The sequence below is a fragment of the Catellatospora tritici genome, from assembly GCF_019083965.1.
Lineage (GTDB): Bacteria > Actinomycetota > Actinomycetes > Mycobacteriales > Micromonosporaceae > Catellatospora > Catellatospora tritici.
Genome location: NZ_JAHRCY010000023.1, coordinates 18389 through 39570, shown reverse-complemented (window position 1 = coordinate 39570; position 21182 = coordinate 18389). Strand labels below are relative to the sequence as shown.

Below are 21182 nucleotides of genomic sequence, written 5' to 3'. Positions count from 1 at the left end.
CGCGCGCTGACCCGTCGGCGTTCGGCCGAACGTACCGCGTACACATCGGATCATCGGTCAAACACCCTGTTCGCACGCTGTTGCCAGGGTGCTGGGCAACCCTTCGCCACCGAGCAAACCCGGCGTAACCCGCAGCCTGCACGCTCTCGCCACCGTCCATGGCAGAGAGCAGGCGAAAGGAACCCCCGATGGAAGAGCTGAGTCGCCGGAAGTTCGTGACGATGTCTGCCGGAGCGGCGGCGGGCGCCGTCGTCGCGACCGGCCTCGAACTGGGCAGCGCGGCCGAGGCGAGCGCCGCCGCCACCGGCACCATCACCGACGTCAAGCACGTGGTCGTGCTGATGCAGGAGAACCGCAGCTTCGACCACTACTTCGGCACGCTCAAGGGCGTACGCGGGTTCGGCGACAAGGCCGGAGTCCTACTCAACGGCGGGTATTCGGTGTTCCAGCAGCCCAACGGGGCCGGACGGCAGTACCCGTGGAGGATGAGCAGCACCACCTCCTCCGGCGGCGCCGACCCCGACGACATGGCGCAGTGCAACGGCGCCCTGGCCCACAGCTGGAGTTCGCAGCACTCGGCCTGGGCCAAGGGCAAGCTCGACAACTGGGTCTCCGGCGTCGGCAACGTGCGCACCATGGGCTACCTGGATCGGGCCGACATCCCGTTCCACTTCGCGCTGGCCGACAACTGGACCGTCTGCGACGCCTACTTCTGCTCGGCACTGAGCGCCACCGGCCCCAACCGCACCTTCCTGTGGAGCGGCCGCATCGACGCGAGCAGCAAGGACGGCGGGGACGAGTCCGGCCTGACCTGGCAGACGTACGCCGAGGCGCTGCAGAACGCCGGGGTGAGCTGGAAGGTCTACCAGCGGGCCAGCGACAACTACGGCGACAACGGTCTGGCCTACTTCTCGAGGTTCACCAGCGCCTCGCCCGGCAACCCGCTCTACGACCGGGGTATGGCCTCGGTGCCGGGCAGCCTGCCCACGCATGAGGCGATCGCCGCGGCGATCCGCGCCGACGTGGTGGCGGGCACGCTGCCGCAGGTCAGCTGGATCGTGGCCAACGAGGCGTTCTCCGAGCACCCGTCGGCCCCGCCTGGCGACGGCGCCCATTTCATCAACCTCGTGCTGCAGGCGCTGGCCGCCGACGCGAACGTCTTCGACTCGACCGTGCTGTTCCTCAACTACGACGAGAACGACGGCTGCTTCGACCATGTGCCGCCGCCCTCGCCCCCGGCGGACACCACCGGCGAGTTCCTCAGCGGCACCCCGATCGGCCTGGGCTTCCGGGTTCCGATGATCGTGATCTCACCGTGGACCCGGGGCGGTTGGGTCAGCTCGGAGGTGTTCGACCACACCTCGGTGATCCGGTTCCTGGAGACGTGGACGGCGGCGCGCGGCACCCCGGCCACCTGCCCGAACATCAGCGCGTGGCGGCGCAAGGTGACCGGCGACCTCACCGGCGTGTTCGACTTCGCCCATCCCGTGTACGGCCTGCCGACCCTGCCCGCCACCAGCGTCATCACGCACAACTACTGCAAGACGCTGCCCAACCCGACCCCGACCACCAACGCGCTGCCCGCCCAGGAGCCCGGCACCCGGCCCGCCCGCGCACTGCCGTACCAGGTGAACGGGTATCTGGACCGGTTGGAGTTCGGCACCGGCGGCAAGATCCTGGCCTGGTTCCAAATGGTCAACCAGGGCTCCCCCGCCACCCGGGCGGCACACTTCTCGATCCACCCCAACGCCTACCGCACCCGCGACCCGTGGCAGTACACGGTCGACCCGGGCGGCACCGCCACCGACTACTTCAACATCGGCACCGGCTACGGCGACGGCAAGTACGACATCAGCGTGTACGGCCCGAACCGGTTCCTGCGCCGGTTCACCGGCAACGCCACCACGGCCGGGAAGAACGCCTTCGTGAGCAGCTGGTTCGCGACCGCCCCCAACACCGGGCAGCAGGCGATCTGGTTCCGGCTGAAGAACACCGCCACCGCCGCGATGACCTTCACCATCCGGTCGAACCAGTACCGCACCGACGGCCCGTGGACGTACCCCGTGGCCGCCGGGGGCAGCGTCGACGACTACTTCAACGCGGTGGCGTACCAGCACGGCTGGTACGACTTCACCATCACCGTCAGCGGCGACACCTCCTGGTCGCAGCGCTTCACCGGCCACCTGGAGACCGGCGCGTCCAGCGTCAGCGGCTGATCCCGCGCACCGCGTCAGGGGCACGTCCGTCCGGTCCGGACGGACGCGCCCCATTTCGCTTGTCAGGAGCGAGGACTTTGCGATACAAAGTACTTGCCACGATGACAAGGAGCAGGCCATGACCACAATGGACCCATCAACGAAACTGCTCGACGATCTGAAACAGCTGCGCGAACAGGCGCGCCGCCGCGCCCACGGCGGGGCCTGGCTGCCCGTCGCCCTGCTCGCGGCGCTGCTGCTGGCCAGCATCGCGCTCTACCGGTTCCCGTTCGTCCAGATCAACGCCGTCGGCACGTCGACCTTCTGGGCCGGGTTGCCCGACGTGCAGCGCAGCGCCACGGCGTCCTACGCGTTCTGGTTCCTCGGCACACCGCTGGTCATCGCGCTGATCGCCGGGTGGTACCACTACCGGGCCCGGCGGGTCGGCGTACGGCTGCGGCTGCGCTGGTTCGTGATCACCGCGCTGGGCGCGCTGGCCGCGCTGGCCGTGCTCGCCGCCGTGCCCGCCCCGCTGCCGGTCGACCCGCAGATCCTGTCCGACACCCCGCCGACCACCGCCGACCTGCTTCCGGCCGGGTTCTCCACCCCGTTGCTGCCGGTCTCGCTCGCGTTGGTGGTGCTCGGCTGGACCGAGCGCAGCCGAGCGGTCGCGCTGTCCGGCGCCTGGGTCGGCCTGGTCGCCTGGTGGCAGTGCGCGATGGGCATGGGGCACCTCACCGGGCCCATGACCTGGGTGCTCGGCGGGTTCGAGGGCCCGGCGCTGGGCGGAGAGTTCACCCTGTTCGGGCTCAACCGGCCCGGCCCGACACTGATCCTGATGGCGCTGCCGTTGGTGGTGTTCGCGGTGGTGCGGGCCGTGCGGACCCGAGGCGGCAGCCGGTGACGCCGGACGAGGCGAACCCGGTGCTGGAGCTGGACGAGACGGTGCACCAGCGCATCCGGCTGGGCATCCTGACCGTACTGGCCGAGACGCCGGAGTGCACCTTCACCGCCGTACGCGATCAGTTGCAGCTCAGCGACGGCAACCTCAGCCGCCACCTGCGGGTGCTGGAGGAGGCCGGGCTGGTCGGCATCCGCAAGGCGTACGAGGGCCGCAAGCCCTGCACCTGGCTGACCCTCACCCGCGACGGCCGCACCGCCCTACGCCGCGAACTCACCGCCCTGGAACACCTCGTCACCCGCCTACGCGCCACCGACCCCCTTTCGGGTTGATCATGAACCTATGGCACGGCTCGACGGCGTGTCGACGGCACAACCTCCTGATCGACTGCGCTGCGACAGTTGTCGATCAGGAGGTTGTGGCCATGACACACCGCTGAACCGTGCCATAAGTTCATGATCAACTGAGAGGGGCGTCAGGCGTAGGCGCCGGCTACCTGGCGGGTGGCGGCGTTGAGGCGGTTCCACACGTTGATCGCCGAGATGGACAGCAGCAGCCCGGACACCTGCTGCTCGGTGTAGTGGCGGTTGACCTCGGCCCACAGCTCGTCGCCGACCGGCTCGCCGGGGCCCGCGAGAAGTGTGACCGCCTCGGCCAGCTCCAGCGCCACCCGCTCGGCCTCGGTGAAGTACGGCGCGTCGCGCCAGGCCGCCACCGTGTCCACCCGCTCGTCACTCTCGCCCTCCTTGCGCAGGGCCGCGGCGTGCATCTGCACGCACACGCTGCAGCCGTTGAGCTGGCTGGCGCGTAGGTTCACCAGCTCCATCAGCGTCTTGCTCAGACCGGTCGACGCGGCCGCGTCGGACAGCCCCACCAGCGCCTTGAACGCGCCCTCGACGGTCATCGCGGGGTGGGCCATTCGTGCCTGCATGTCGGATCTCCTTTAGGATCTTGGAGCGGCCGGTCACATCGGCCGCTCCGGTCGGGTCAGTTCTTCGACACAGCACGACGGAGGAATGTGACCGTGGACGACGAAGAATTTCTGGCGCGGCGGTTCGAGCAGCACCGGCCGCAGTTGCGGGCGGTGGCGTACCGCATGCTCGGCTCGCTCAGCGAGGCCGAGGACGCGGTGCAGGAGGCGTGGCTGCGGCTGAGCCGCTCCGACGCGGCGGAGATCGACAACCTGGCCGCGTGGCTGACCACGGTCGTGGGCCGGGTGTCGCTGAACATGCTGCGCTCGCGGCGTACCCACGCGGAGGAGCCGCTGGAGGCGCACGTGCCCGACCCGGTCCTCAGCCCGCCCACCGGCACCGACCCGGAGCAGGAGGCGCTGCTGGCCGACGCGGTCGGGCTGGCGCTGTTGGTGGTGCTCGACACGCTCGACCCGGCCGAGCGGCTGGCGTTCGTGCTGCACGACATGTTCGCGGTGCCGTTCGACGACATCGCCCCGATCGTGGGCCGCAACCCCGCCGCCGCGCGGCAGCTGGCCAGCCGGGCCCGGCGCCGGGTCCAGGGCGCCGCCGCCACCCCCGACCCCGATCTCGGGCGCCAGCGCGAGGCCGTCGACGCGTTCCTGGCCGCCGCGCGCGGCGGCGACTTCGACGGGCTGCTGGCCGTGCTCGACCCGGATGTGGTGCTGCGCGCCGACTACGGCCCCTCCGGCGGGACCCGGTTGGTACGCGGCGCGCACGCGGTGGCCTCCGGCGCCGTCACCTACTCCAAGCTCGCGCCACTGGCGCGTCCTGCACTGGTCAACGGGGCGGCGGGCGTGGTCACCGTCGTCGACGGCAAGCTGCTGTCGGTGCTGGGCTTCCTGGTCCGCGGCGGGCGCATCGTCGAGCTGGACATCGTCGCCGACCCGGAGCGGCTGCGCGACCTGGACGTGACGTACCTGGACAAGTGATCACCCTCGACGCGGTTTGGAAGGGCCCCTTCTTCCACGGAAAGCGATAAGAAGGGGCCCTTCCTTTCTCGCATCGTTTGCGTGTTCTTCGTTTGGGGGACGTCGGGGGGCTGGCTGGCGTTCCTAGCCTGGCGGCCATGCGCGTGGCGATCATCACCGAGTCGTTCTCCCCGGACGTCAACGGCGTGGCGAACTCCGTCTCGCGCGTCGCCGACCACCTGCTGACCAGAGGCCACGAACCACTGGTCATCGCGCCCCGGCCGGGACGCCGGACCCGGCAGTTGATCACACCCAAGCCGTACCCGGTGGTGCGGCTGGGGTCGCTGCCGATGCCCGGGTACGGCAACGTCCGGCTGGCCTGGCCGACTCGGCGCCTGCGCGCCGCCCTACGCGCGCACCGCCCCGATGTGGTGCACCTGGCCAGCCCGTTCATCCTCGGTGCCTGGGGTGCCCGCGTCGCCGCCGACCTGGGTCTGCCCGTGGTCGCGATCTACCAGACCGACGTGCCCGGCTACGCCCGCGCGTACGGCGTCGGCCTCGGCGAGGCGGTCGCCTGGCGCTGGATCCGCCGCATCCACTCGGCCGCCGCGGCCACCCTCGCCCCGTCCTCGATGACCGCGGCGCAGCTGGTCGCCAATGGGGTGCCCCGGGTCGGACGCTGGGGCCGGGGTGTGGACACCGAGCTGTTCCACCCCGAGCGTCGCGACGAGAGCCTGCGCGCCGAACTGGCCCCCAACGGGGAGCTGCTGGTCGGCTATGTGGGGCGGCTGGCCAAGGAGAAGAAGGTCGAGCTGCTGGCGCGGGCGGCCCGCATTCCGGGCGTACGGGTGGTGGTGGTCGGCGACGGCCCGACCCGTGACGCGGTCCGGCAGGCGGTGCCCGGTGCGGTGCTGCTGGGTGGACGGCGCGGGGTCGAGCTGGCCCGGCTGTACGCCAGCCTGGACGTCTTCGTCCACACCGGACCGTTCGAGACGTTCTGCCAGACGGTGCAGGAGGCGCAGGCCAGCGGCGTGCCGGTGGTGGCACCCGCGACCGGCGGCCCGCTCGACCTGGTCAGCCACGGCGTGGACGGGCTGCTGGTGCCGCCGGTGGACGCCGCCGCGATCGCCGAGGCCGTGGGGCTGCTGCACGCCGATCCGGCCCTGCGCCGCGCGTACGGCCTGGCCGCCCGCGCCGCCGTCGCGGGCCGCGGCTGGGCCGCCCTCGGTGACCAGCTCATCGACCACTACCACGCCGCGACCGGCACCGTCCCCGATGCGGTACCAGAACCTCCCACGGTCACGGCGCCCGCGCCGTCGCTACCCGCGACCAGCCTCGCCGTACCGGTGCCGGTCCCGTGACCGCGCCCGTGACCGCGCCCGTCACCAGCGGCCCGCCCGTCACCAGCGGCCCGCCCGAGACCGCGCCCGTCACCAGCGGCCCGTCCGAGACCGGGCCGGTCGATGCTGCCGAGGGGCCGCCGCTGCGGATTGTGCGGCTGGCCAACTTCGTCACGCCTAGCTCCGGCGGGCTGCGCACCGCGCTGCGGGAGCTGGGCAAGGGGTACCTGCGCGCCGGGCACGAGCCGGTGTTGGTCATCCCCGGTCCGGAGCACCGCGACGAGCTGACCGAGCAGGGCCGGGTCATCATGCTGCCCGGTCCGAAGGTGCCCGCGCTGGGCGGCTACCGGCTGCTGCTGCGCCGCCGCCCGCTGCTGAACGTGCTGGCGCGGCTGCGGCCGGACCGGCTGGAGGTGTCCGACCGCACCACGCTGCGCTGGACCGGTGCCTGGGCGCGGCGCCACGGCGTGCCCAGCGTGATGGTGTCGCACGAGAGCGTCGACGGCCTGCTCGGCGTGGTGAAGCTGCCCACGCGGGTACGCGAGCTGGCCGCCACCAGACTCAACCGCGCCAGCGCCGCCCACTACGACCGGATCGTGTGCACGACCGACTGGGCCACCGGCGAGTTCACCAGCCTCGGCGCCGCCAACGTCACGCAGGTGCCGCTCGGGGTCGACCTGGACCTGTTCCACCCGTCGCGCCGCGACGCCGGGGCACGGGCCGAGTTCGCCCGACCGGACGAGGTGCTGCTGGTCTGCTGCACCCGGCTGTCGCCGGAGAAGCGCCCCCAGCGCGCCCTGCTCACCCTGCGTACGCTGCGCGAACGGGGCGTGCCCGCGCGGCTGCTGATGATCGGCGACGGGCCGTTGCGCGCCCGGCTCGAGGCCGAGGCGGCCGGGCTGCCGGTCGCTTTCACCGGCTGGGTCGGCGACCGGCAGCGGCTGGCCGAACTGCTCGCCGCCGCCGATGTGGGGGTGGCGCCCGGTCCGATGGAGACGTTCGGGCTGGCGGCGCTGGAGGCGCTGGCGTGCGGGTCGCCCGCAGTGGTCAGCGCGTCCAGCGCGCTGCCCGCTGTGGTCGGCGCCGCCGGGGTCGCGGTGGCGGGCGAGGACCTGAGCGCTGGGGTGCTGGAGCTGCTGGCCCGGCCCCAGGCGCAGCGGCGGGGCGCGGCCCGGGAACGGGCGGAGCGGTTCGGCTGGGACGTCGCGGTGCGCGGGTTCCTCGCCGTACACCGGACGCTCGTTTGATCCGGCGTTCCTCGGCCCAGGGCAGGTGCACTTCCACGGTGAGCTGCCGGAACGTGTGATGGTAGGGCCGGTTGACCAGGTGGCCCGGACCGTAGCCCTCACGGCGCCAGGAGAAATGCCATGATGCCGTGATGTCCGATGAACCGTTGAACCGCGCCGTAGAGGTCTTCATGTGGGGTTCGCCGAGACGTTCGTGGCCTTCGCCGGACAGTTCGGCTGTGCGGGCCGAGTTCGGTTCTGCCGCCGATGATCTGCTCGATCGCATCGCGGCCGTGCTTGCGGTGGCCGACGAGGTGGTGCCCGACTGGCAGGTCAACGACGCTTTCAGCGCGGCAGCCAAGGTGCGTGTGCACGTCCAGGCGCGGTTCCCGGGCATGGATGCGCCAGCGCTGGATGCGCTGTGCGCCCTTTACTCGTACACCTGGTCGAAGTGACCTGGGCGCTACCGCGGCGGGTGTGTTCCATCGTTGAGCTGTGCGGATGCGGGCGGACGAGCACGCCGAAGTGGTCGACGGCACGGTGTCAGACGGCCGAAGTGGTCGACGGCACGGTGTCAGGCGCGTTGACGAGATAAACCGGGCGCCACCTGGTGTGATGAGCCGGGAGGGTTGATGGTCGACTGGGTGACGGTCGCCGATCTCGGCACGGCCGCCGGCACCGCGCTGCTGGCGGTCGCGAGCTTCGCTTCGACGCGTTCGGCGAGCCGGGCCACGGCGAATGCCGAGCGGGCGCTGTTGGAAAGCCTGCGCCCGATCCTCCTGCCTTCCCGGTGGGAGGACCCCACGCAGGAGATCCGCTTCCTGGACGGGCGCTGGTTCCCGGTGCACGGCGGGCGCGCCGCCCTGGAAATCACCGACACCGTCGTATATCTGGTCATGTCTGTGCGCAACGCCGGACGGGGACTCGCTGTTCTGCACGGCTGGGACATGCCCGCCGAGGAGCACAGCCCGCACCGCGACCCGGCTGACTTCCGCCGCCTGAACCGCGACGTCTACGTGTCCGCGGGCGACCTGGGTTTCAGTCAGGTAACGGTGCGCGATCCGACAAGCCCGGAGTTCGGAGCCATCTGTGCTGTCGTCGCCGCGGGCGGCGAACTGTGGCTGGACATTCTCTACGGCGACGCCGAGCGCACTCAGCGCGTGATCACCCGTTTCGTCGTCTCGCGAAGCCCCGTGCAGGATGCCGCCGAGCACGATTGGGCGCTGACCGCCAACCGCCACTGGAATCTGGACCGCCCAGATCCCCGGTGACCGACCTGGCCACCTGCCCATAACCCCGGTCGACGCCTGGCCTTCAGGCGGGCGTCGATCTCGGTCTCCTGACGGCGGCCATACGGCAGACACGGCTGCTTCAACGGGCCGTCGCGTTTCGTACACCATGCGCTGGCAGCCTGCCTGGGTGCCCGATGCCCCAGCCACCGCCGACGCGCGCGGCTGCCGCCTGCTCGGCTTCGCCGGGTCGGCCGCGTTGGCGCTCGGCGGCCTGGCGGCAGGTGCGTTACCCGTGCGCGACACGCTCGCGCCGGTGCTGGGCCTGTCGGGGCTACGCCAGCACGAGCAGGCCGGGCTGGTCTGCGCGTACTTCGGATTGGCGCTGCTGTCGGCGGCCTGGTGGCGGCTGGGCCGGGCGGTGCGCGGGCCACGACCGCCCGACCCGCGGTCGCTGCTGGTGACGCTCGCCGTCTGGGCGGCGCCGCTGCTGGTGGTGCCGCCGCTGTTCAGCCGCGACGTGTACAGCTACCTGGCGCAGGGCGCGATGGTCGGCGCGGGCATCGACGTGTACGAGTTCGGCCCGTCGCGCCTCGGTGGCCCCTTGTCGGCCGAGGTGCCGCCGGTGTGGCAGCACACGCCCACCCCGTACGGCCCCGCGTTCCTGGCCTTGGCCTCGGCGGTGGCGCGAGCCGTCGACACCGACGTGCCGCTGGGTGTGTTCGGCATGCGCGCCGTGGCCCTGGCCGGGGTGGTGCTGCTGCTGGTGTGCCTGCCCCGGCTGGCCCGCGCCTGCCACGTCGACCCGGCCGCGGCGCTCTGGCTGGGCGGCCTCAACCCGCTGGTGCTGCTGCACCTGGTCGGCGGCGCGCACAACGACGCCGTGATGCTGGGCCTGCTCGTCGCCGGGCTGACCGCCGCCGCGGCGGCCCGCTTCGGTACGGCCACGGTGCTGATCACCCTGGCCTCGCTGGTGAAGGCGCCCGCCGCGCTGGGACTGGTCGTGGTCGGGTGGCTGTGGCGCGACCGGCTGCCCCGCCTCGACCGCCTGCCGACACCGCACCGGATTCGCGGCGGCTGGTCGGGCGAGCAGCGGGCGCTGCCCGTCGGGGGTCCGCCCGCGGGTCGGCGCGGTGTCGCGGACACCCTCGCGGCGCTCGGGCTGATCCTGCTGTTCGCCGCGGCGACCACGGTCGCGGTGACGGCGGTGACCGGCACCGGGTACGGCTGGCTGCGTTCCCTCAACACCCCGGTCTCGTCCCAGAACTGGTCGCTGAGCAGCACCTTCGGCCGGATCACACGCAACGTGCTGCACCTGTTCGGCAGCGACCTGGCCCCGCTGGCCATTCCCGCGTGGCGGTGGCTCGGCCTGGCCGCCGCCGTGGCCGTCACCGGGTACGCCTGGCGCGCCAAAGATCGCGCAAGTCGCTCGGCAATCGGGCACTCGGCCGCCCAAGATACGCCCGGTTGCCCGGCAACTCGGGTGACCTTGCGGCGGCGGTTCGGGCCGGTTTACGCGCTCGGATTGAGTCTGACCGCGCTGGCGCTGCTCGGCCCCGCCCTGCGTCCGTGGTACCTGCTGTGGGGCCTGATCCCCATCGCCGCCGCCGCGCCGGACGGGCGCGTACGCCGCTGGGCCGCCGTGGCGTGCCTGCTGTTCGCGGTGCTCGTCTTCCCCAGCGGGTTCACCCCGCGCCTGACCGACCTGGCGGCCGCGCTGGCCGGGGCCCTGCTGGCCGTCCCGGTCCTGGTCGGCCTCAGCGCCGGCCTGGCCGCCGCCCGACGAAGGGAACCCGTCTCGTGCTGACGACCGGTCGTGCCCGGCTGCTGTGGGTGGCCGGGCTGGCCACCGCCGTGTCCCTGTTCATCGCGCTGGTGCCGGGGCACCGGGGCTGGTTCGACGTGGGCGTGTACTACGGCACCGTCAACGACTGGGTGCACGCCGGCGGCGGCATCTACGACTACCTGAAGCCGGGCACGCACTACGGGTTCACGTATCCGCCGTTCGCGGCGGTGGCGATGCTGCCGATGAGCCTGCTCGGCTGGCACACCGTCGTCGTGGCGCACACCGCGCTGACCGCCGTGGCCTGCGCCGCGCTGCTGTACTGGCTGGTCGACCCGATCGCCCGCGACCATGGCTGGCACCGGCTGTTCGTATCCGGGCTGGGCGCGTGCGCGCTGGCGATGCTGCAACCGGCGCGGGACACGGTCAGCTTCGGCCAGGTGAACCTGCTGTTGGTGGCGCTGGTCTGGGCCGACGCGCAGCTGCTGGCGCGCGGGGGCGGCCGCCGCCTCGGCCGCTGGGCGGGGATCGGCATCGGACTCGCCGCCGCCATCAAGATCACTCCGGCCGTCTTCATCGTGTTCCTGCTGCTGGCAGGGCGGCGCCGCGCCGCGGCCACCGCCGCCGCCACCGCTGCCACCGCGACCGCCGTGTCGGCGCTGGTGGCGCCCGCGCCGTCGCTGACGTTCTGGACCGGCGCGCTGTGGCACACCAGTCGGGTCGGGGACACGGCGTACATCTCGAACCAGTCGCTGCTGGGCGCGCTGGCCCGCTGGAGCGCCACGCCGAACCGGGCCCTATGGCTGATCGCCGTGGTGGCGGTGCTGGCGTTGTGGGCCTGGCGGGTGCGCCGGGCGGTGCGCGCAGGCGACCTGGCGGGCGGGTTCGCGCTGACCGGACTCGTCGCCTGCCTGGTCAGCCCGATCACCTGGGTGCACCACCTGGTGTGGGCGATCCCGGCGCTGGCGATCACGGTCCGGGTGGCGCTGGCGGAGGCCGCAGCCCGTCGCCGCCGCCTGCTCTGGGGCACCGGCACGGCGTACGTGATCCTGTGCAGCAGCGTGGTGTGGCTGTGGTGGTACCACCACTCGGGGCTGGGCGGCCTGCTCGGCGGCAGCGCGTACGTCTGGGTCACCCTCGCCCTGCTGGTAGGCATGCCGTTGCGCCCCGCCAAGACCGCGGTAACCGTGCCGGTGCCGGTCGCCGTCGGCGCCGGGCTGCCCGTGGTACCGACAGCGGCCGTCTCGGTGCTGGTCACCAGTGCGGCCGAGGCCGACGAGCGGGTCCTGTCCCCCGCCGTTCACTCGACGGCGAATCGGGAGTCGATCTCCGTACTCGCGGCCCGGCCATGATGCGCACGCCGCCCGGCCCAGGGTGGCGCACAGGGGTGGGAAACAATCGATGAACCTCGCCAGTATCGCGCTCGGCGTGCTCGCCGCGGCGCTGTTCGCGGCGGCCGCGGCGCTGCAGCACCGGGTCACCAGCACCCAGCGCCACCAGCCCGCCGACGGCTGGCTGCCGGTGCTCGCGGTGGTGCCGGGGCTGCTGCGCCACCGGGTCTGGCTGGCCGGGTTCTGCTGCAACGTGCTCGGGTTCGTGGTGCACGCGGCCGCGCTGCACACCGGGTCGATCAGCATCGTGCAGGCGCTGCTGTCGGTGCAGTTGCTGCTGGCGCTGCCGCTGGCCACCGCCCGCACCGGGCGGCTGCCCGCGCCACGGGACTGGTGGGGCACGCTGGCCGTGGTCGCCGGGCTGGTGACGCTGGTGCTGGCGCGCGGGTCGGTGCCGCAGACGGTGCGCCACGGCCGGGTGCCGCTGGTGCTGCTCACCGCCTTGCTACTGGTCGCGGCGCTGGTGGTCGCGGTGCGCGGGCGGCTCGGGCGCATCGCGCGTACCGCCGCGATCGGCGTGGCCGCCGGGATCGGCTTCAGCACCACCGCGGTGCTGACCGTGGTGGTCACCGACGAACTGGCCCGGAGTGGTCCGACGGCGGTGCCCCGCCACTGGCCGCTGTACGCCCTGGCCCTGTCCGGCCTGGTCGCCGCCCTGCTGGTGCAGGAGGCGTTCCGCAGTGGCTCGCTGCCGACCGCGCTCACCGCGATGACCGTCGCCGATCCGGTGTGCAGCTGGGTGCGGGGAGCCGTCCTGTTCGACGCCGCCCCGCCGACCAGCCTCACCGCGCTGTCCGCGCTGACCGCCTCGGGGGTGGCGATCGCGGTCGGGGTGGCCACGCTGGCGTTCTCCCCGACCTTGGCACCCGCCGCCGACCTGCCAACACCGATGGAACAGAACGCGAACAGCAGATGAACAAAGTGCTCGGCGCCGGTCCCGTGGTTGGCGCGGTCCGGAAACGGATCTAGCGTGGCCGATGTGCCCCTGTCCGCACCGTCCCGCCCCGATCTGTCACACGCCGCGCACACCGCCGAGCGGCTCCTGCGGGATCTGCCGGAGCGCTGGGCGCATTCGGCCGGGGTGGCGCGGCGTGCCCGCGAGGTGGCGGCCACCGTGGCCCCCGCCGAACGCGAACTGCTGGTCGCCGCGGCCTGGCTGCACGACATCGGCTACCACGCGGACCTGACCAAGACCGGTTTCCACCCGCTCGACGGCGCGCTGTGGCTGCACCGGCAGGGCTGGCCCGAGCGGCTGTGCGCGCTGGTGGCCCACCACTCCGGGGCCCGGTTCGCCGCCGCCGCGCGCGGCCTGACCCGGGAGCTGGCCCGCTATCCGTTCGAGGCGTCGCCGCTGACCGACGCGCTCACCTACGCCGACCAGACCGTCGGGCCGTACGGGCGGAGCATGGCGGTCGCCGAGCGCATCGCCGAGGTGCTGTCGCGCCACGGGGCCGACTCGGTGCAGGCGCGCATCCACCACCAGCGCGAGCCGTACCTGCTGGCGGTGGCGGCACGGGTGGAGCGGCGGCTCGCCGCGGCATAGGCAAGAGTTCGCGCACCGTTCGCCGTCCGTACCACTACGCCGCCCTGCTGCGCCGACCCCTGTCGGTCACAGTTGCGGCCATGACCGACCTGCACGACTTTCGCCTGGTGACCGCCAGCGCGTACCCCGGCATGATGGCCCCGCTGACCGAGCATCCGTCGTGCGTGTGCGTCCTGTCCGGTGACGCCGCCGCGCTGCCCGGCGACCCGGGCTCCGCCACCCCGGTGCTGTCCCTGGAAGGCCTGGACGGGGTGCGTCGCCGGTGGCGCTTCGGCGACGTGGCGCGGCTGGCCGACTTCGTGCCGAAGGTGCTGGCCGAGGCGCCCGCCGACGACCGGCCGATCCTGCTGGTGCCGCCGCGCGCGAGCACCGCCTGGGAGGCCGCCGCGGCGGCGTGGCCGGGCCGGGTGCGGCTCGGCGCGAGCCCGCAGTCGGTGGTGGAGCGGCTGGCCGGGGACAAGGTCTACATCCGTACGGTGCTGGCCGCGCTGGGCGTGCCGGTGCCCGAGGCGGTCGTCGGCGACGCGACCGAGCTGTCGTTCGCACCGCTGGCGCGGCGGCTGGGCACCCCGTTCGTGGCGCAGACACCCAACGGCGCGGGCGGTCAGGGCACCTACCTGGTGCACGAGGCCGCAGAGTTCGCCGCCGCGCTGGTCGCGCACCCGCACACCGAGCGCTGGCTCGTCTCCCGCTTCGCCGGGCACACCACGATCAACTGCGCGGGCATCGTGCACCACGACGGCGTACGGCTGCTGCCCGCCTCCACCCAGATCAGCGGCATCGACCAGCTGGGCCTGGCGTTCGGCGGCTACTGCGGCAGCGACTTCACCACCCCGTCCCTGAACCCCGACGTGCTCGCCCGCGCGTACGACCACACCGCCGCCATCGGGCACTGGCTGCGCGAGCAGGGTCACCGCGGCCTGTTCGGCGTGGACATCGCGGTATCGGGTGACGAGCTGGCGTTCCTGGAGGTCAACCCACGCATTCAGGGCTCGTCCTGGCTGCTCGGCCGCCTGCAGCAGCGCCAGGGCGGCACCCCCTGCCTGGAGCAGCACCTGCTGGCCCTGCTCGGCGACCCGCTGGACGGTCCCGAGCGCCACCCCGACCCCGTCGGCTCCGGCAGCCACCTGCTGATCCGCTGGCAGGGCCCGGCCGGTGTGGTCCGCGCGCTGCCCACAGTCACCGGCTTCGACCCGCTGATCGAGGTCTCCGGGCTGCCCGGCACCGGTGTGTCGCTGCTGCCGGGCGCGATCCTCGGCCGGATCGAATCCACCGGCAGCCTGGCCGTCCCCGACGGCCGCACCCTGACCAGCGGCGCCGCGTCGCTGGTCGACACCCTGATCAACGGCGTCGAGATCTCGCCACTGGGCTGAACGGACCGCCGGGCCGCGAACAGCTGCGGTAGCCGGGTCACACCTCATGCGATGTAGCTACACCGCATGAGGTGTGACCCCGCACGCAGGTGGTCCGTCCCGCCAGCGGACCCCTGCGGCGTCCTGGCACGACTCAGCCGAAGCGGCCGTTGACGTAGTCCTCGGTGCGCGGATCGACCGGGCGGTTGAACATCTGCTCGGTCGAGCCGTGCTCGACGATGCGGCCGGGGGTGTTCTGCTCGGCCAGGAAGAACGCGCACTGCTGCGACACCCGCTGCGCCTGCTGCATGTTGTGTGTGACGATCACGATCGTGATCTCGGCGGCGAGCTCGGCGATGGTCTCCTCGACCCGGCGGGTGGAGGTCGGGTCGAGCGCAGAGCACGGCTCGTCCATCAGCAGCACCCGGGGCCGCACCGCCAGCGCACGGGCGATGCACAGGCGCTGCTGCTGGCCGCCGGACAGCGCCGCGCCCGGCTGGCGCAGCCGGTCGGCCACCTCGTTCCAGAGCCCGGCCCGGCGCAGGCACTGCTCGACCAGGTCGTCGCGGTCCGAGCGGCCGATCCTGGTGGCGGTGAGCTTCAGCCCGGCGGTGACGTTCTCGTAGATGGACATCGCCGGGAACGGGTTGGGCTTCTGGAACACCATGCCGATCTGCCGGCGCACCTCGGTCAGTCGCCGCTCGGAGTCGTAGATGTCGGCACCGGCCAGCAGCACCTCCCCGGCCAGGGCAGCACCGGGCACCAGCTCGTGCATGCGGTTGAGGATGCGCAGGAACGTGGACTTGCCGCAGCCCGACGGGCCGATCAGCGCGGTCACCGTACCGGCGGGCATCCGCAGCGACACCCGGTCGAGCACCTTGCGCTCGCCGAACCAGGCCGAGATCGACCGGGCGTCCATCGGCGCGGCGTCCCCGGTCGGGGCGTAGGTGTCCACAGCGGTCTCGGTGAGGGTCATCGCGGGGCCTTCCTTGGGGTGGTCGTCGTCAGAGCAGGTTGGGCAGCAGGCCCAGGGCGGCGTCCGCCGCGCCCAGTCCGGCCATCGCCAGCGTCGGCACGCCGACGATCCAGGCGTGCCAGGCCCCCAGGCGCAGGCGCACGTACACCACGCCGCAGCCCAGGGCGATGAGCAGCTGCATCCAGAAGATGAGCGGCACCACGTTCTCGCCGACGCCCATCGCCAGTTCGCTCGCGGGCAGCTGGGACACGCCGAACGCGCGGGCCGGGGTCGGCATGACCGGCGTGGTCAGTTTCGCGTCGACCCGCACCACGTCGTCGGGGAAGAACGGCAGGCCATCGGCGGTGGTCAGGATGAGCGTGCCGGTGCCGGGTTCGGGCGCCTCGGGCTGCGGATCCCCGGCATGGCGTACGCCGGTGACGGCGTACCGGTGCACGCCCTGCCCGGTCGTCACGGTGATCTCGTCGGCGACGCGCAGGTCCGGCACCCGCCCGAACGGGCCGCCGTACCCGGCGCGCCGTCCCATCACGACGCTGACCCCGGCCTGGCCGGGCAGCACGGTGTCGCGCCGGTGCCCGGGGCCTTCGGCCAGCACCTGGCCCGCGGTCCCTTCGAAGACGACCTCGCGCAGGTCGATGCTGGGGATGGCCAGCAGCGCGACCGGGGTGCCCGGCTCCAGCACCGCACCGTCGGGGTCGAGCTGGCTCACCGGCGCCGTGCCCTCGGCCAGCGACAGGCGCAGCTGTCCCTCGGCGACGGTCTGCGTGCGCTCGTGGCGCACCGCCCCGATCAGCACCAGGGCCACGGCGGTGCCGAGCAGCACCGCCGCGACCAGGGTCAGGATCTGTCCGAACAGCACCCGCAGCGGTGCCCGTCCCGTGGTCATCCGGTCCGCCTCGGTCCGGCGTCGAGCCAGGCGCGGCGGCGCTGCCAGGCCCAGACCAGGCCGACCGCGCCGACGGTGCACACCAGCCAGATCACCCAGGTGCTGCCGGACGTCTTCGGCTTGCCCCGCGCGGCCTCGGCCGCGACCGGGGACAGCGGGCCCTGCGCCACAGCCGGGTCGCCGGAGGCGCCGGAGCCGGGCGCGAACAGGCCCGCGCTGGGCGACGCCGACGCGGCCGGGGCCGCCGACGGGCTCGGCGGCGGCATGGCCGCGCCGAGGGCCTGGTAGCTGGTGGGGCTGCTGAAGCGGATCGAACCGGTGAACTCGCCCTTGCTCTCCTGCGTGAACTGGTCGACGCAGGACAGCGTGATGTCGTAGGTGCCCGACAGCGTGGTGTGATGGTCGGCCGCGAAGTCCATCATGGTCAGCGCGAAGTACGCGGTGAAGCCCTCGGTGTGTGACAGGCCCGCCTCGGTGGTGGACACCGCCACCAGGCCGGACGCCGGGAAGCCATGTCCGCGCACCTTCACGTAGTACCCGTCGGCGGTGCTCGGGCAGCCCTGTGCGGTGACCACCTTGATCGAGGCCGTGTCGAGGCTGGTGCCGGGGTAGACGACCAGCCCGCCCAGCTTCTCGGCGTACGCAGGGGTGCCCGGCCACAGCAGGGCCAGCGCCAGCACCAGCGGTGCGAGCAGGTTACGCGGCGACGGTCGCACGGGCCTTGCCTCCCGTCTTCTGCTCGGATTCGCGGCGGCGGCGCCGCACCGCGAAGAAGATCGCCAGCCCGCCGCACCCGAGCAGCAGCAGCACGACGCCCAGCGCCACCCAGGTCAGCCAGGTGAACGCCCAGAACGTGGTGTGTCGCACCACCGAGACGGTCGGCGGGTTCAGGTCGGTGCCGACGGCCTGCGGGTCGACCCGCAGCGTCGCGTCCAGCCAGCCGACCGGCGGCGCGTCGGCGACGGCGACGGTGCGCTGCAACGTCGCGCCGGGCAGCAGCTCGGGCAGGTCGGGCAGGCTGGGTACGGTGATGTCGGTCCACAGCGGCGAGCCGACGCTCAGCTGCTGGTGCCCGGTCAGGCGCACGTTGCCAGTGTTGCGCACCGTGTACGTGAGGACGGCGACGCCGCCCCGGGTGGCACCGGCGGGCTGGAACTCCCCGTGCAGGTAGTCCACCGACAGGGTGGCCCGCAGCAGACCCGCCACCCGCAGATAGATGCGTACGCCCACGCGCTGTTCGACGGCGACCTTGTTGCCGCTCGCGTCGGTCTGTGTGGTGGTCAGCGAGGCGACGATGCCGCCGACATGGTCGCCGGGGGTCACATTGGATGGCAGGGTCAGCGTGAACGGCAGGACGGTGCGCCCACGCGCGGGGATGGTCACCGCGTTGGCACTCAGCTTCACCCAGGCACCCACGTCGACGGGCTGCCTGGCCGCGGCGAGCAGGTCGAACCCGCCCTCGGCGGTGTTGAACGCGTCGCTGGCGTACACGTTGAGGGTCAGCGGCGTGGTGCCGTAGTTGCTGACCACGATCTGGTCCTTGACCACGGCGCCCTTGGTGGCGCCGAACTGGAACTGGGCCCGGGTGTCGGGGCCGGTGGGGCTGCCGGGCTGGATGCCGAACGTGGCCGGGCCGGCGGCGGGGGCCGCGGCCGCGGTACGCGGTGCCGCCGCGGCGGGCGTGCCCAGGCTGGGCGCCACGGCCAGCAGCGCCACGGCGAGCAAGCGGGCGAGGGGTCTCATCGCGGGGTCCGTTCTGCGATGGAGCGGGCGGGGCCGCTGGCCCCGCCCGCCCTGCCATCAGATGGCGGTGAGGGTGAGCGTGGCGGAGTAGGTACCCGCCACGGTCGAGGTGGGTACGTACAGCGACACATCAGCACCCAGGTGCGCGGTGCCGACGCCGCCCAGCGCCGCCGCGGTCGCCAGCGTCCGGCTCGTCGCCAGGCCGACGCCCGCCGGAGCCGAGGCTCCCGGAGCGATGGCGTTCGCCGGGGCGATCGACGGACCAGCCGTGATCGTCTGGACGGCGAACTTGTCGATGACCTTCGGGTCCCAACCGAGGTTGGCCCCGTTGATCGAGTGCGTGGTCCCGTCACTGAAGTCCGAGACCTGGCCCGCGACGTTCCAACCCACGTTGCCGGCCCGGGTGTCCGTGACGGTGATGGGGTTGAGGCTGCCCGCGGTGGTCAGCTTGGTCGCGTCCGGCGTCAGTTGCGGAGTGGGCAGCGTGACGTTGCTGTTCGCGACGCTGATGACCAGCGCACCGGCTTCCACCGTGGTCGAGATGTTCTGGCTGGTGGAGACACCGGCGAACGCGGTCACCGCGAGGGCGATCGCGTCCGACTCCGACCCGGCGTAGTTCACCGGGTTGGTGGGCACGAAGCGGGCGCTCAGCGAGTGGGCGCCCACCGCCAGGGTGCTGGTGCTCAGCGACGCGGTTGCGCCGCTGACCGCCACCGGGGCACCGAGGGCGACCCCGCCGTCGAGGAACTGGACCGCACCCACCGCACCGGCGGGGGTGACGGTCGCGCTCAGCGACACGGGGCTGTACTGCGTGACGGTCCCGCTCGGGGTCACCGCCAGCGCGGTCGTCGTCACGGTCGCCACCGGAGCGGTGACCTGGTACGACGACACACCGGACGCCGACGCGGTGTACGGCGCCCCCGACGGCGTGAACGCCGCCTTCAGCGAGTGCGTACCCGTCGTCAGCGCGGCCGTGGACAGCGACGCGACGCCGCCGCTCACGGTGACGGCGCCGCCCACCGGGGTGGCACCGTCGAAGAACTGGACCGTGCCCGTCGCCGCGGCCGGGGTGACGGTCGCGGTCAGGGTCACCGTGGTGCCCTGGACGACCGGCGCGGCCGGGGCGATGCCGAGCGACGTGGTCGTCGACACCGGGGCGTTGGGGTCCGTGCTCTGGTACGCCGTGGCGCTGGTGAACCAGAACGAGCCCGCGAAGGTGCCCTTGATGTCCCCGCTGAACTGGTCGATGCAGGACACCTCGTAGGCGTACTCGCCCGCGACCACGGTGGTGCCGAGGTCGGTGGCGACGTCCTTCGCGCTGTTGCCGATCTGCACGTCGAAGCCGCTCGAGGTCGAGAAGCCGACGTCGGTGGTGCTGGTCACGATGGCACCGGCCGCGAACGCGCCGGGACCGTAGACCGTGGCGTAGTAGCCGTCCGCCGAGGCGGGGCAACCGGCCGAGGTGTGCACCTTCGGGGCGATCACGTCGGAGCCGCTCGCCGGAATGACGGCGAGGGTGCCGAGCGTGCCGACCGGTACGGCCGCGAACGCCGGCGTTCCGATCAGGATGCCCGCGAAGGCGGTGACGGCGACCACGCCGACGCCCACCGGCCGCAGGAGCTTGCTGGTGATCACTTGCTTGTCTCCTTCGGTAGTCGTGCGGGTCACGGAGTGGTCAGGGAGGTGTTGCCGCAGTTCGCGTTCAGGCCGAAGCCGTACTTGACGATGACCGCGGTGTTGGCGCAGATCTGCGACGTCGGCCCCACGAAGACGCTCGCGTAGGTCGGGTCGCTGAGCTGACCGGTCGGCACCACGTTGTAGACAGTGCGGACCAGCGTCGAACCCACGTTGCTCACCAGCGGGGCGATGCCGTCGATCTGGCCGAGGATCGCCTTGCCGTGCACGTCCGGCACCACCGCGTTGATCTGCGACAGGTACGGACCGACCGAGTAGGGGATGATGTGCTTGGGGTCCGTCAGCAGGGTGCCGACGTTCTCCTCGATCGGCGTGGAGGTGGCGTCCGTCTCCACGATGCACGTGTGGTTCGGGGTCGACGTGAAGTTGGCAGCGTCGGTGAACCCGAGCTGGCCGAGGAAGTACGAGCGGGTGCCCGAGCCGAACTTCGGCAACAGCGGCTTGTAGTTGACGCCACCCGCACAGTTGTAGATCGCGGTGAGCTGAGCCTTGGTCAGCTTCTTGGAGATGGTGCTGTCCGAGCGCACCGCGTAGGCGACCACGTCCGTGGCGAACGGGACGTAGGTCAGGTTCTTGCCCGCGTAACTGGCCGAGTTGTTGCTCGACGAGCGCGCGAACTGGATGCACCCGTTACCGGCCGCGAGCGAGTTCACGAGCGCGGTGACCCCGGCCCCCGACCCGCTGGGGCGGGTGAGGGTGCAGGCGGGGTTGGTGGACGGGTCCTTGGTGGTGATGCTGGAACCCTGCGGAACAGCGTCGTACGAGCCGATCAGCTTGGTTCCGGAGCCGTCGACGACGACCTCGGAGAGGCCGTTCATGACGCCCTGGGTGGTGTCGGAGCCGACACCGACCAGGGCTCGGTAGGTGGGCGTACCCGTCGGGTCCGCCTGAGCCGGTGCGGACGCCAGCATGAGTACGACGGCCACCCCCGCTCCAGTGAGCGCGAGAAGCGCCTTCTTCTGCACTGCGGGTATCCTTTGCGACGACGGATCGCACCGGACTTTTGTCCGGTTCGTTCTTTCCCCAGCTGCGACCGGGAG

The 21182-nt window shown here is 72.4% G+C and carries 20 protein-coding genes; 13 read left to right on the top strand and 7 right to left on the bottom strand.

The window, feature by feature from the left end; genetic code table 11:
* Positions 1-188 precede the first annotated feature (188 nt).
* The 3 genes from KUA19_RS34570 to KUA19_RS34560 all read left to right on the top strand — a co-directional run bounded on the left by KUA19_RS34570 (position 189) and on the right by KUA19_RS34560 (position 3428).
* On the top strand, positions 189-2216 hold the full coding sequence (locus KUA19_RS34570; RefSeq protein ID WP_217403017.1) for a phosphocholine-specific phospholipase C: 2028 nt from the start codon (positions 189-191) through the stop codon (positions 2214-2216).
* Between the two features lie 118 nt (positions 2217-2334).
* Positions 2335-3099: a hypothetical protein gene (locus KUA19_RS34565; protein WP_217403011.1), complete on the top strand. Its 765-nt coding sequence runs from the start codon at positions 2335-2337 to the stop codon at positions 3097-3099.
* A complete protein-coding gene (locus KUA19_RS34560; protein WP_217403009.1) occupies positions 3096-3428 on the top strand; it encodes a winged helix-turn-helix domain-containing protein in 333 nt (110 codons plus the stop codon). Before KUA19_RS34565 ends, KUA19_RS34560 begins: the two co-directional genes overlap by 4 nt.
* Positions 3429-3571: 143 nt before the next feature.
* On the opposite strand, the gene KUA19_RS34555 is transcribed toward KUA19_RS34560, so the two are convergent.
* Positions 3572-4027 (bottom strand): carboxymuconolactone decarboxylase family protein, encoded by a 456-nt coding sequence (locus tag KUA19_RS34555; protein WP_254550565.1) that lies wholly within the window; start codon positions 4025-4027, stop codon positions 3572-3574.
* A 93-nt stretch (positions 4028-4120) separates the two neighbouring features.
* On the opposite strand from KUA19_RS34555, the gene KUA19_RS34550 reads away from it, so the two are divergent.
* The 10 genes from KUA19_RS34550 to KUA19_RS34505 all read left to right on the top strand — a co-directional run bounded on the left by KUA19_RS34550 (position 4121) and on the right by KUA19_RS34505 (position 14863).
* Positions 4121-4999, top strand: a complete 879-nt coding sequence (locus tag KUA19_RS34550) for a sigma-70 family RNA polymerase sigma factor (RefSeq protein WP_217403008.1) — start codon at positions 4121-4123, stop codon at positions 4997-4999.
* Between the two features lie 137 nt (positions 5000-5136).
* Positions 5137-6339, top strand: a complete 1203-nt coding sequence (locus KUA19_RS34545) for a glycosyltransferase family 4 protein (RefSeq protein ID WP_217403007.1) — start codon at positions 5137-5139, stop codon at positions 6337-6339.
* On the top strand, positions 6336-7565 hold the full coding sequence (locus tag KUA19_RS34540; protein WP_443623189.1) for a glycosyltransferase: 1230 nt from the start codon (positions 6336-6338) through the stop codon (positions 7563-7565). Before KUA19_RS34545 ends, KUA19_RS34540 begins: the two co-directional genes overlap by 4 nt.
* A 131-nt stretch (positions 7566-7696) precedes the next feature.
* Positions 7697-7999 carry a hypothetical protein gene (locus KUA19_RS34535; RefSeq protein ID WP_217403006.1) on the top strand — a complete coding sequence of 101 codons (303 nt, stop codon included), beginning with the start codon at positions 7697-7699 and terminating at the stop codon, positions 7997-7999.
* A 177-nt stretch (positions 8000-8176) separates the two neighbouring features.
* Positions 8177-8815, top strand: a complete 639-nt coding sequence (locus KUA19_RS34530; RefSeq protein WP_217403005.1) for a hypothetical protein — start codon at positions 8177-8179, stop codon at positions 8813-8815.
* A 148-nt stretch (positions 8816-8963) separates the two neighbouring features.
* A complete protein-coding gene (gene mptB, locus KUA19_RS34525) occupies positions 8964-10580 on the top strand; it encodes a polyprenol phosphomannose-dependent alpha 1,6 mannosyltransferase MptB (protein WP_217403004.1) in 1617 nt (538 codons plus the stop codon).
* Positions 10574-11908 carry a glycosyltransferase 87 family protein gene (locus tag KUA19_RS34520; RefSeq protein ID WP_217403003.1) on the top strand — a complete coding sequence of 445 codons (1335 nt, stop codon included), beginning with the start codon at positions 10574-10576 and terminating at the stop codon, positions 11906-11908. Before mptB ends, KUA19_RS34520 begins: the two co-directional genes overlap by 7 nt.
* A gap of 49 nt (positions 11909-11957) precedes the next feature.
* Positions 11958-12863 carry a DMT family transporter gene (locus KUA19_RS34515; protein WP_217403000.1) on the top strand — a complete coding sequence of 302 codons (906 nt, stop codon included), beginning with the start codon at positions 11958-11960 and terminating at the stop codon, positions 12861-12863.
* A 54-nt stretch (positions 12864-12917) separates the two neighbouring features.
* Entirely contained in the window at positions 12918-13490 is a 573-nt protein-coding gene (locus KUA19_RS34510; RefSeq protein WP_308167820.1) for an HD domain-containing protein, read from the top strand.
* Positions 13491-13570: 80 nt separating this feature from the next.
* Positions 13571-14863, top strand: a complete 1293-nt coding sequence (locus KUA19_RS34505) for an ATP-grasp domain-containing protein (RefSeq protein WP_217402998.1) — start codon at positions 13571-13573, stop codon at positions 14861-14863.
* Between the two features lie 133 nt (positions 14864-14996).
* On the opposite strand, the gene KUA19_RS34500 is transcribed toward KUA19_RS34505, so the two are convergent.
* Genes KUA19_RS34500 through KUA19_RS34475 form a run of 6 tightly spaced genes read right to left on the bottom strand, consistent with a single transcriptional unit; the run spans position 14997 to position 21068 of the window.
* The gene (locus tag KUA19_RS34500; RefSeq protein ID WP_254550563.1) at positions 14997-15818 is read right to left on the bottom strand and encodes a phosphate ABC transporter ATP-binding protein; all 822 of its coding nucleotides are present in this window, start codon (positions 15816-15818) and stop codon (positions 14997-14999) included.
* Between the two features lie 28 nt (positions 15819-15846).
* Positions 15847-16704 carry a sortase domain-containing protein gene (locus KUA19_RS34495; protein WP_217402997.1) on the bottom strand — a complete coding sequence of 286 codons (858 nt, stop codon included), beginning with the start codon at positions 16702-16704 and terminating at the stop codon, positions 15847-15849.
* Positions 16701-17420 (bottom strand): hypothetical protein, encoded by a 720-nt coding sequence (locus KUA19_RS34490; protein ID WP_217402995.1) that lies wholly within the window; start codon positions 17418-17420, stop codon positions 16701-16703. Before KUA19_RS34490 ends, KUA19_RS34495 begins: the two co-directional genes overlap by 4 nt.
* On the bottom strand, positions 17401-18447 hold the full coding sequence (locus KUA19_RS34485; protein ID WP_217402994.1) for a WxL protein peptidoglycan domain-containing protein: 1047 nt from the start codon (positions 18445-18447) through the stop codon (positions 17401-17403). Before KUA19_RS34485 ends, KUA19_RS34490 begins: the two co-directional genes overlap by 20 nt.
* Positions 18448-18504: 57 nt before the next feature.
* Positions 18505-20082 carry an Ig-like domain repeat protein gene (locus KUA19_RS34480; protein WP_308167818.1) on the bottom strand — a complete coding sequence of 526 codons (1578 nt, stop codon included), beginning with the start codon at positions 20080-20082 and terminating at the stop codon, positions 18505-18507.
* 29 nt (positions 20083-20111) lie between these two features.
* Complete coding sequence (locus tag KUA19_RS34475; RefSeq protein WP_308167817.1) at positions 20112-21068, bottom strand: hypothetical protein; 957 nt, start codon at positions 21066-21068, stop codon at positions 20112-20114.
* Between the last annotated feature and the right edge of the window lie 114 nt (positions 21069-21182).

Coding starts and splice junctions, on each gene's coding strand:
- KUA19_RS34545 (WP_217403007.1), top strand. CDS start 5,137: ATGCGCGTGGCGATCATCACCGAGTCGTTCTCCCCGGACGTCAACGGC.
- KUA19_RS34565 (WP_217403011.1), top strand. CDS start 2,335: ATGACCACAATGGACCCATCAACGAAACTGCTCGACGATCTGAAACAG.
- KUA19_RS34505 (WP_217402998.1), top strand. CDS start 13,571: ATGACCGACCTGCACGACTTTCGCCTGGTGACCGCCAGCGCGTACCCC.
- KUA19_RS34555 (WP_254550565.1), bottom strand. CDS start 4,027: ATGCAGGCACGAATGGCCCACCCCGCGATGACCGTCGAGGGCGCGTTC.
- KUA19_RS34495 (WP_217402997.1), bottom strand. CDS start 16,704: ATGACCACGGGACGGGCACCGCTGCGGGTGCTGTTCGGACAGATCCTG.
- KUA19_RS34535 (WP_217403006.1), top strand. CDS start 7,697: ATGTCCGATGAACCGTTGAACCGCGCCGTAGAGGTCTTCATGTGGGGT.
- KUA19_RS34570 (WP_217403017.1), top strand. CDS start 189: ATGGAAGAGCTGAGTCGCCGGAAGTTCGTGACGATGTCTGCCGGAGCG.
- KUA19_RS34530 (WP_217403005.1), top strand. CDS start 8,177: ATGGTCGACTGGGTGACGGTCGCCGATCTCGGCACGGCCGCCGGCACC.
- KUA19_RS34500 (WP_254550563.1), bottom strand. CDS start 15,818: ATGACCCTCACCGAGACCGCTGTGGACACCTACGCCCCGACCGGGGAC.
- KUA19_RS34515 (WP_217403000.1), top strand. CDS start 11,958: ATGAACCTCGCCAGTATCGCGCTCGGCGTGCTCGCCGCGGCGCTGTTC.
- KUA19_RS34485 (WP_217402994.1), bottom strand. CDS start 18,447: ATGAGACCCCTCGCCCGCTTGCTCGCCGTGGCGCTGCTGGCCGTGGCG.